We start from the raw sequence: 11,197 nt of genomic DNA on the forward strand, positions 1-11,197 counted from the left end.
GGATTCACCATCTCCCCATCTCCCCATCCCCCCATCCCCTCGGACAGGAACTGAGCATAATTGTCAGAGTCATTCTAATGTGGAGCGGTATTGTTGTCTTTTAATATTGACTAACAACCGATTAATAATGACTAATAACTAGTGTCCCACTGATTATAAACTAATGAGCCTTTTAATTTTGGATTTTAGATTGAAAACAATCCCCTGACATATCATTTAGGGGATAATCTAAAATCTGAAATCTACAAGCCTCTTCTTTGGGGAAGACAATCCAAAATCTAAAATCCAAAATCTAAAATCTAAATGACTCAAAGTGTTTCTAAGCATTTGTGGAAAAATATCGAAAATCGTCCGGTTCTGGCTGTGACGGTATCAATTTTATGGTTGATCCTAGTTACAGGGATAGCTTTTTTTTGGGATTTGGGAAATATTAGCTTGATTGATGAGACTGAACCGCTGTTTGCGGAAGCTTCTCGGCAAATGTATATAACGGGTGATTGGATTACCCCTTATTTCAACGGAGAGACTCGTTTCGATAAACCCGCTTTGATTTACTGGTGTCAAGCAATAGCTTACATGATTTTTGGGGTTAATGAATGGGCAGTGCGTTTACCTTCTGCGATCGCCGCTTTGTGTTTGGTTACTTTAGCATTTTATACTTTGTACTGGTATCAAGGTCAAACTGATGATTTGGAAGGGGTGGTTCGTCCTTCTCGACGCTGGTTAACTGCTGGTTTGGGTGCTACTATCATCGCTTTGAATCCGGAAACCATTGCTTGGGCTAGGGTGGGTGTTTCGGATATGCTGCTGACGGGATGCATGGCTTCGGCTTTGTTATGCTTTTTCTTAGGATATGCTCAACCTCCTGCATCTCCAGTAAAAGCACGGTGGTATTTTGCTTTTTATGTATTAATTGGCTTAGCTATTTTAACTAAAGGTCCCGTAGGTATTGTTTTACCGGGCTTTATTCTTTTACTATTTTTGCTTTATTTGGGTAATTTTTGGCAAGTTGTGCGGGAAATTCACCTCTTGCGAGGTCTACTCGCGATCTGTGCCGTGTCAGTTCCTTGGTATGTATTAGTAATCCAGCGCAATGGTTGGAATTTTATTAATTCCTTTTTTGGTTTACATAATGTCGAACGGTTTACTGAGGTAGTCAACGGACATTCGGCTGCGTGGTATTTTTATTTTGTAGTTGTAACGGTCGGTTTTGCTCCTTACTCAGTTTACTTACCTGCGGCGATCGCCAGATTAAAGTTCTGGGAGCGTAAGTTGTGGATGACTACGGAACGTTCTCAACAGCTTGGTTTATTTGCTTTTTGCTGGTTTATTGGTGTTTTCAGCTTTTTCACAATTGCCGTTACTAAGCTTCCTAGCTACGTGTTACCGTTAATGCCAGCTGCTGGTATTTTAATCGCGCTGTTATGGAGTAATTTGATCGTAGAACCCAATAGGCAAACAGTCAAAGTTTCTCGTAATTCTTCTTTATTATCTCCCGTCTTACTTTCCTCTCCTTTAATGCAAGCAAGCGGTTGGGTAAATGTAATTTTTACCTCAGCGATCGGATTTACTCTTTTACGTGTTAGCAGTTTAATCGGTTATGACCCCGCAGCCCCGGATTTTCCCCAAATGCTGCAAAGGTCTAATTTACCAGTTTTAGCAGGCATAATTTGGCTAGCTGCGGCCGTGATAATTGCGATCCTATTAATCCGTCGTCGTTATTTACATCTTATAGTCATAAATTTGTTGGCGTTTACAATATTCATGATATCTGTGCTGACTCCAACTTTATTTGTCTACGATCAAGCCCGTCAGCTTCCTTTAAAGCAATTATCTCAGTTAGCCGCACAAATACAAAAACCTGGAGAAGAATTAATCCAAGTTGGGTTCAAAAAACCTAGTGTCGCTTTCTACTCTCAACGTAGAATTAATTACATTAAAACCAATCAAGAAGCAGCAGATTACATTAAACAAGCGAAATCCAATTCGGTATTAATTCTTTTAGAACCGAAAAAGATTCCTGAAATAGGATTAAAACCAACCGAATATAAAATTTTAGGTGAGAGAACCGCTTTTGATTTGATTCGAGTCGAAATCAATGGACAGTGAACAATTATTAACGATCAATGAATATTGCTATCGAGTTTTTAATCTGAATTCTTACGTTATTGACTGGGAACCCATGAATTGAGGCTCCGCCTCAAGTATACTAAGAGGCAGAGCCTCTTGATATGTATTCCCAGGCGGAGCCTGGGAACAAGAAACGTTTTGCCTTTTTAACGGCTATTTATTTATCATAATTAAGTACGGAGGAACCATTGTTAATTGCTAATTGATAAAGCTTGATTGATTCTATTTAACAAATTTTCCATCGAAATTGAACGAGGTAAAATTTGAGTTGCGATGTCTGAAGTTTCTAATTTTTCCAATTCGATGGGATTAGAGTTTAATCGTCGATCAAGTAATAATAATGGGGGCAAATCTGAAGCCATTTGCTTTAACGCAAATAGTATCGATTCAACATTTAATTCTATAATAGACTCTCCTAAACAAATTAACAGCAAATCTACGCTTTCATGACGTAGCTGTTGTAACATTTCTTCCCAAGTGTTACATATCGCTGCTTTAAAACCTGCTGTTTGCAGGTACTGAACCAAAGCTTGAAACCATTCTGTGGGACGATTTTGGTGTTTCTTTAAGGAACAAGGAATAGCGCTACAGGGTAAATTGACTGTAAAGCAATCATTTTCAGCTTCGCAGTTGATCGCCGCGCTTGGTAAATCCGGTAACATGGTCAAATCTACTACCAAAATATTTGGTGGACAGCATACCCCGGCAGCGATTTGCAGCACGGACAATAAAGTATGTGCTTTTTCTTTGTCGATTTTTTGATTTTTACCTAATTGCGTTAAACAAGGAAATACCGATAGTTGATCGATTTTTGATGCTGCTTGTGTAGTTTCGACGCTACGAGTTACTAAAGGTAAAGCCGCTAAAATCTTAGTTTGACTAATTTCTTTTAAATAAGTTTGAGCAAACGGCATTTCTACATCTAGCAAAATTACATCGAAATTCCACACACGAGCTAAAAGTTGTGCTTGTTCGATGTCATCCGCTTCTATAACTCGGTGTTTTCCTAAAGATGGATGATAACTTAATGATTCTATTTCGGGTTCGACTAATCTTAATATCCGCAGTGGAGTTACGATTTCTGTGGCTTTACTATTTGAATCTGCGGGTTTCTCTTCGGGTGTGATGCATAATTTAGCCAGTAATGCCGTCAAAGCTTGATGCTGTACTGGTAAACTCAGAAAATAATCGGCGCGTTTGCTAAATGCTTGCTCTTTTTCTGCTGCACTAGCTGTCACAATTGTCGTAATATTCCGAGTCGCAACGTCTGATTTAATTAATGTCAATACATCCCAACCCGAAAGCAAAGTTAGCAAAGGGTTAATAAAAATAATCTTCGGCTGCAATCTCCGGGCTTTCTCCAAGGCTTCGCACCCCGATCGCGCAATGACTACTCGGTATCCTAAAGCGCTAAGACTTTTCGTAAAATCATCTATATATCGAGCTACGGTTTCTACAACTAATACTAAACTATTGGGGACGGTTTGCAGTTTAGAAATAGAATCTTGATTAGCTGACGATTTGAAATTATTAAAATTATTTAAGGAGTTGTTTTTAAGAGAAGGAATATTTTCTACAGGTAATTCTTTAAGCGAAGGGGAACTGCGTAATACGGAATCTTCTTGAAGCGATGGTTTCGGAAAGTATTCTTCCGTAACGCTTAAATCAATTTCTCCAACCATTTTATTTGGAGGAGATGGTGGTAAAAGTAATGTAAACTGGCTTCCGGAATTTTCCCGTGATAAAAAGCTCACGTCACCACCATGAAGTCGAGCCAATGCCCTAGTTAATACTAACCCCAAACCCGTACCTTCATATTGACGAGTCATGGGATTTTCCAACTGCTGAAACTTTTGGAAGATTAAATGCTGTTGACTATCGGGAATCCCAATTCCTGTATCCCAAATTGTAAAAGCAATCCAACCTTCCCAGGAATTGACCTGTAAGCCAATTTCACCACCCGCTTCGGTAAACTTAAAAGCGTTGGAAAGCAGATGTATTAGCATTTGACGCAAACGCAATTCGTCGGCGACAATTTGCTCTAATCCCAACTCAATATCGAGGATAAATTGATATTTATCTAATTCCGATACTGAGGTTTTATTATTTTGTGCGTGGATTGCTTTTGCTTCTTTTAAAGCGCGATCGCAAAGGTTGCGAATATTAACTTTGCTCGGAGTTAAGGTCATTTGACCTGTTTCCATGCGGGTTAAATCTAAAATATCGTTAACCACGCTCATCAAGTGACGACCGCTTTGATGAATTAATTGAGCGTACTTTGCTTGTCGATCGTTGAGCTTTCCTAACTGCTGATCGGATAACAAACGCGATAATCCCAATACTGCTGTTAAAGGGGTTTTCAATTCATGACTAATACAGGCCAAAAACTCGTCTTTTAAACGATTGAGTTGAATTAAATCGGCATTTTTAGCGGCTAATTCTTGAGTTAACTGATGCTGTTCGGTAATATCGGTAGCGAGAATTAACCACAACCGACTATTTAATCCAATTAGTTCCTGGTTCCACGCTTCCTCATTGGTTAAGTCGTGAATATCGCGATCGGAAATATCTAACGGTGTTTTTGCAAATCGCCAAACTCTTTCTTGTCCATCCTGCATTTCTACAATACACACACAATTACCCGGTTCGCTATCGATAAAACAGCGATTTAATGCTGAAGCTTCAGGATTGTGGGATAAATCGTTGCGATCGCTATCATCTATTTGTGCAACCTTTCCTTCAATCGTTCTTTCTAAAAGTTCTTTTAAACCATTTGGGTCTTTTAATTCGCCAAATTGTTCGTACCAAAGCTGATTTTGCGATACTACTTCGCTATCTGTTTCTAGCATCAAAGCCCAAGGAAGTCCTTCAAGCAATTGTGCTGCATATTTATATGCCAGTTGACTTTTCTCCTTTAGTTTGCGTTGATGAATTTTTTCCTTAGCATCCGCATAACTAATAACTTCATTATTATCCAAATGGGCGTTGAGTTTCATTGTTTTAGAAATCACTGAAATCCCATTACCCACTTCTTGATATTCCGTTTGATGTTCCGCAGCTATTACCATACGCTTATTTTGGCGCTCGGATAATGCCAAACGTCGCAACAGCCGACAGCTATCTAAAAGCCCTAATAATTTACCATCTCGATCCACCAATACCCAATTAAGTGATTCGACTGGCAATTTTTGCGATCGCAATTCAGCACAAAATTGCTCTAAACTTAAATTAGAGTTAAAGATTTGGATTGGCTGAATCAAACTTGAATCCAAACAAGAGATTGGTTGCTCCCAATCAAATTTTTGCGTGTTTCCTAAATTGTCTTCCTCATAAACCATTTGTACTAGCAGATTGGCCGAACTAAGCAATCCGAGGGGAATTTGCTGGTCGTTTCGTACCACTAAGCGATCGTGCTGCTCTTGCTCGAAAAGACAAATTGCCTCTACTACAGGAGTAGTCTCGTAGCAACTGGGTACTTTAGTTATAAACTCGTAAAGCGGGTAATTTTTGATTGACATATGCCTTGCGGGAGTTATTCCTAAGGAAGCATCCGGCATCACTAACTAACTGCTCGTCTTATGCCTTTTACAAGCGATTGTTAATCTACTTAAAGTTGGCAAGCGACGCAACAGGATCGTTTTTAGCCAGAACCTCACGCTTAATGTAAGCAATTTAGCCTGACCAAGCGAGAACCTACTTGTCTTTCTAAGAGTTGTCTGTGCGGCGGTTCCTCCCTTGCTTGCTTTCAGATGCATCAAGGAGGCTTTATGAGCTTCCTTTTTGAGGTAATACTCCTCGGATCGATAGCAGCTATTAAAACAATTATTACCTTAAACTTTGCCTAAAAACCTTTAGGAATTATAATGATTTAAATTACGACATTTTTTAAGTTTTCTTTATGTATCTTATCATTCCGTTCAATTGAAATATATTTGTCAAGCTTCATTTAACAATTTTTAGCAACCCGAATTGTTAAATAAGCATAAAGATTTTAACCTCGGAGATATAATTATAATTATAAATCAAATTGACAACCACATTGTTATTTAAAGTTGAGTTTTTTTGATTTTACTAATTAATATCATAGGAGGTAAATTAAATTGACAATGTTTAAATTCTACTGCATTTAACATAGTGACAATAATGTTTAGAAAGTAACTTTTTTGGTAATAGTTAGATGAAAAAGAAGATAAATACCAGCAAGATAAAGGTAATATTATAATAATTTTTACTTAACGAAAATCTCTGACGCTTTAAAATTAATGGATTGCCAGATATAATATCTAAAGATATCTGATAAGTAGGTCAAAACAGATAGGAATAATATTAGATATGTAGTTAAATGTCACAATATGAAATTATGCTCTTTTTTGAGCAAATGAATCCCAATCAAAAAAAAGAATTTTTAGAGCAAATCAAATCTGATTACCGTCAAATTTTGATCCGATACTTTAAGAACGATATAAATTTAAAAGAAAAGATAGATAAATTTATTAACGCCATATTTCGTGCTAATATTCCCGTGCCTAAAATTATTGAAATTCACATGGAATTAGTAGATGAATTTTCCAAACAACTTAAATTAGAAGGACGAAGCGACTATACTTCATTGCTTCTTGACTATCGCTTGGCATTAATTGATATGCTCGCTCACTTGTGCGAACTGTATCGGCGCTCCAACGCTTCCAAAAGTTAATTTAACATAATTTGTTAACAGATAAACAGATGAAAATTTTATTTTTATTGTTTAAAACTCGCAGTAAATCTAGAGAAATATTTTCTACCCCAAACTAACCTATGAACCATCAAGAGGGTGAAACCTACGTTCTCAAACTGTATGTATCTGGCAATACACCCAACTCCGTGCGGGCTTTAAAAACGCTCCAGGCAATTTTAGAGCAGGAATTTAAAGGAGTTTATGCGCTAAAAGTTATCGACGTGCAGAAAAATCCTCAGCAAGCAGAAGATGACAAAATTTTAGCTACACCAACTCTGTCTAAAATTTTACCGCCGCCCGTTCGTAAAATAATTGGCGATCTTTCAGATAAAGAAAGAGTGTTGATTGGATTAAATTTATTAGATTCACAATTAAATGAACAACAAAACAGCACTGAAGAGTAAACTATATAAAGATTAATAAAGGAACTCTAGTTATCAAAAAACGGAGTTAATTTAATATTTGTAGTTAACTAACAATGAGCGAGACAGAAAAACCGCTACAGAGCAGCAAGCGTTTAAATAAAGGTGTAGAAAAAATTCACACCTTGATAGAGGGCTTTGATGATATTACTCATGGTGGATTGCCTAAAGGTAGAACAACTTTGGTCAGCGGAACATCTGGTACGGGTAAAACATTATTTTCGCTACAGTTTCTCTACAACGGTATTACTCACTTAGAAGAACCAGGAATATTTGTAACTTTTGAAGAATCTCCGACCGATATTATTAAAAATGCCCATATATTTGGTTGGGATTTACAGCAGCTAATCGAGGACGGTCAATTATTTATTCTGGATGCTTCTCCCGACCCCGAAGGTCAAGAAGTTATCGGTAACTTTGACTTATCCGGATTAATCGAGCGCTTGCAATACGCAATTCAAAAATACAAAGCAAAACGCATTTCTATTGACTCAGTAACGGCAATCTTCCAACAGTATGAAGCAGCAGGATTGGTACGTCGAGAAATTTTCCGTTTGGTTGCGCGGTTAAAAAAATTGGGTGTTACTACCTTAATGACAACCGAAAGACGAGAAGAATACGGTTCTGTTGCTACATTTGGGGTAGAGGAATTTGTCTCGGACAATGCAATTATTTTTCGGAATGTTTTAGACGGAGAACGTCGCAGACGCACGATTGAAATTCTCAAGTTACGCGGTACCACTCATATGAAAGGGGAATATCCCTTTACCATTACTAATGAGGGAATAAATATCTTCCCATTGGGTGCGATGCAGTTGACTCAGCGTTCTTCTAACGTCCGGATATCTTCAGGAGTCGAATACCTTGATAATATGTGTGGGGGTGGCTTTTTCAAAGACTCGATTATTTTGGCTACAGGTGCGACAGGTACGGGTAAAACGCTGTTGGTCAGCAAATTTTTACAGGAAGGTTGCCATATAGGCGAACGCTCGATATTATTTGCCTATGAAGAATCACGCGCTCAACTTTCACGTAACGCTACTTCCTGGGGTATTGACTTTGAAGAGTTAGAACAAAAGGGATTACTCAAAATTATTTGTGCTTATCCCGAATCAACAGGTTTAGAAGATCATCTGCAAATCATTAAGTCAGAAATTTCTGAATTTAAACCCTCCCGAATTGCCATAGATTCCCTTAGTGCTTTAGCAAGGGGAGTTTCTAATAATGCATTTCGACAATTCGTCATCGGTGTCACTGGTTACGCCAAACAAGAGGAGATTACCGGCTTTTTTACTAATACTACAGCCCAGTTTTTGGGTTCAAATTCGATTACCGATTCTCACATTTCCACGATTACCGACACAATTATCTTATTGCAGTATGTAGAAATTCGTGGGGAGATGTCGCGAGTAATCAACGTATTTAAAATGCGCGGTTCCTGGCACGATAAGGGTATTCGCGAATACAACATCACCCATGAAGGGCCTCAAATCAAAAATTCATTCCAAGATTACGAAAGAATTATCAGTGGCGTGCCGAGCCGCGTTAGTATCGATGAGAAGGCGGAACTATCTCGTATTGTTAGGGGTTTTGAAGATAATCAAACACCTGATTTATAACAGTTTACTTGACATCTTCAGAATTCTCTAATGATATAGTTTGTGGTGAGAAAACAGTTTCTGCTGCTTGGTTGTAGTGTGAGGAAATGCGGTGAAAGCACAGCAAATATTAAATAGTTTCTTGCCCGGTGTGACGGTAGCAGTGCTTACGACTCAGCCTACTTGGGCTGCGACCGTAACTTTTGATACTTCACAAGCCGGTGTTTACACGAATATATTCGCTACTAGTACGAGTAGTGAAAAAGTGTCCCCTGATACTTTTGTTCCGGTCAAAAATGCAATCGACAATAATTATCCAGTGGTAGTTACTCCTGTAGGGGTTGCAAAAAGCAGTTTAAAACCAGCCGTTCCTAACAATTTAAAATTGATGGCTGGCAAAACTGGGGTAACAATTAAAACGAGTAGGCAAAATTATCAAAATATCCAGATAAACGGCTTGAAAGCTGCTTCTCATCAAAGTTTGAGACAAGCATTAAAAAGGCATTCCGAAAACCTTTCTTCTCGGAACGTTGATTTGCCTCAAAGGAAAGTTGACCCAGCAGTAGTAATTAAGAAAAATCTCGATGATAAAATATTTCAAAAATTACAGCAAATTTCTAAAGTATCCGAAGCTGCGAAATTGCAGGTAGAAAGCTGTCCCACACAGGAAGAAACTGTAAAGCTGCAAAATCTTTTATCAGTTTCAGCAACTTCCGCTTGTGAACGGATTAATATTCCTAATCATCATAAGTTAGCTCAGCCACTATCTCCGGCTCCGGTACAGCCAACAAGACCACTACAGAGTCCCGCAATTCCTAGCAGTCTTGACCCCAGTGCTAATCCGCTGCAATATCCCACCAAACCTGAAGAGGTAAGAGTGGAGCAAAGCCAGTCAATTACTTTACCACAAGCATTGGAGTTAGCAAGACGGAACAATCAAGATCTACAGGTAGCTTTATTGCAGCTAGAACGGGCAAAAGCAGGTTTAAAAGTCGCTCAAGCCGCTTTATTGCCTACCGTGGGTTTAAACGCTCAAGTTGCTCGTCAGCAGTCTGCGAGCGGTCAACTTAGTAATGAAGCTGCGGCTAATCAAGGCTTCCCATCCCAACAGGACGATTCACCCAGTACAGCTTTCAGCGGTGCGGCGCAACTGAATTACGATATATATACCTCCGGAGCGCGATCGGCTCGCATCAAACAAGCCGAAGAACAGGTGCGCTTGCAAGAATTAGACGTTGAGCGTTTATCCGAAGAAATTCGTTTGAACGTGGCTACCGAGTATTACAACTTGCAACAATCAGATGAACAAGTACGTATTTCTCAAGCTGCTGTAGTCAACGCTGAAGCAAGTTTACGAGATGCACGGGCATTAGAAGAAGCTGGGGTTGGTACGCGATTTGACTCCTTACGGACTCAGGTAAACTTAGCAAATGCCCAACAAACGTTAACTAATGCGCGATCGCAACAGCGTATTGCTCGTCGTCAGCTAGTAACTCGACTGAATTTGGCACAGTCAGCAACAGTTTCAGCCGCAGACCCCGTAAAATTAGCTGGTTTGTGGAGACAAACGCTAGAAAATAGCATAGTTGCGGCTTATCAAAATCGTCCGGAACTGCAACAGCAGTTAGCACAGCGCAACATCGGCGAACAACAGCGAAGACAAGCACTTGCACAGTTACGTCCGCAAGTTAGTCTTGTTGCTAATTACGAACTGCTCGATGGCTTTAACGATAGCGTGGGATTAACCGACGGTTACAGCGTTGCATTAAGAGCAAACCTCAATTTATTCGATGGTGGTGCATCTAGAGCGCAAGCTGCACAATCAAAAGTTGACATCGAGATCGCCGAAACTCAGTTTTCTCAGCAGCGCAATCAAATCCGCTTTCAAGTAGAACAAGCTTATTCAGAGTTGCAATCCAACTTGGAAAACGTGCAAACCTCCCAAGCTGCTTTAGGTCAAGCGGAAGAGTCTTTGAGATTAGCTCGTTTGCGTTTTCAAGCGGGTGTTGGAACTCAACTCGAAGTAATTGATGCGGAAAATGCTCTTACCCAAGCCCAAGGTAATAGAGTTAACGCAATCTTGGACTACAATCGCGCTTTAGCTAATTTACAACGTTCCGTTACTGCGCGGGGATTACGTTAACGCGATCGGTTATTAGTCATTAGTCATTAGTTATGTAATTTATAACTATGAGCTTTTGACTAATTACATTTAGGGTTGTAAAAGTTTTATTCATAAGAAACTTTGGGGGGTGTATCTACTGATAATTATTTAACTTAATTAGAATACTTTTGCATTAAATTGTTTACTCTTTGAGGGAGTAGGGAGT

6 protein-coding genes are annotated in these 11,197 nt (G+C 39.1%); 5 read left to right on the forward strand and 1 reads right to left on the reverse strand.

The window, feature by feature from the left end:
• Nucleotides 1-303: 303 nt before the first annotated feature.
• The gene (locus VB797_RS26905) at nucleotides 304-2,109 is read left to right on the forward strand and encodes a glycosyltransferase family 39 protein (RefSeq protein WP_323240834.1); all 1,806 of its coding nucleotides are present in this window, start codon (nucleotides 304-306) and stop codon (nucleotides 2,107-2,109) included.
• 212 nt (nucleotides 2,110-2,321) lie between these two features.
• Here VB797_RS26905 and VB797_RS26910 read toward each other — a convergent pair whose 3' ends face one another.
• On the reverse strand, nucleotides 2,322-5,687 hold the full coding sequence (locus VB797_RS26910; protein WP_323240835.1) for an ATP-binding protein: 3,366 nt from the start codon (nucleotides 5,685-5,687) through the stop codon (nucleotides 2,322-2,324).
• Between the two features lie 785 nt (nucleotides 5,688-6,472).
• Here VB797_RS26910 and VB797_RS26915 point away from each other — a divergent pair.
• The 4 genes from VB797_RS26915 (at nucleotide 6,473) to VB797_RS26930 (ending at nucleotide 11,010) form a co-directional block, all read left to right on the forward strand.
• Nucleotides 6,473-6,826 (forward strand): KaiA domain-containing protein, encoded by a 354-nt coding sequence (locus VB797_RS26915; RefSeq protein WP_323240836.1) that lies wholly within the window; start codon nucleotides 6,473-6,475, stop codon nucleotides 6,824-6,826.
• Between the two features lie 101 nt (nucleotides 6,827-6,927).
• Nucleotides 6,928-7,251, forward strand: coding sequence for a circadian clock protein KaiB (gene kaiB, locus VB797_RS26920; protein ID WP_323240837.1), 324 nt, complete (start codon nucleotides 6,928-6,930; stop codon nucleotides 7,249-7,251).
• Nucleotides 7,252-7,325: 74 nt separating this feature from the next.
• On the forward strand, nucleotides 7,326-8,888 hold the full coding sequence (gene kaiC, locus VB797_RS26925) for a circadian clock protein KaiC (RefSeq protein ID WP_323240838.1): 1,563 nt from the start codon (nucleotides 7,326-7,328) through the stop codon (nucleotides 8,886-8,888).
• A gap of 91 nt (nucleotides 8,889-8,979) precedes the next feature.
• Nucleotides 8,980-11,010, forward strand: a complete 2,031-nt coding sequence (locus VB797_RS26930; protein WP_323240839.1) for a TolC family protein — start codon at nucleotides 8,980-8,982, stop codon at nucleotides 11,008-11,010.
• Nucleotides 11,011-11,197 lie beyond the last annotated feature (187 nt).

This window comes from Rivularia sp. UHCC 0363 (assembly GCF_034931125.1).
Classification (GTDB): Bacteria; Cyanobacteriota; Cyanobacteriia; order Cyanobacteriales; family Nostocaceae; genus Rivularia.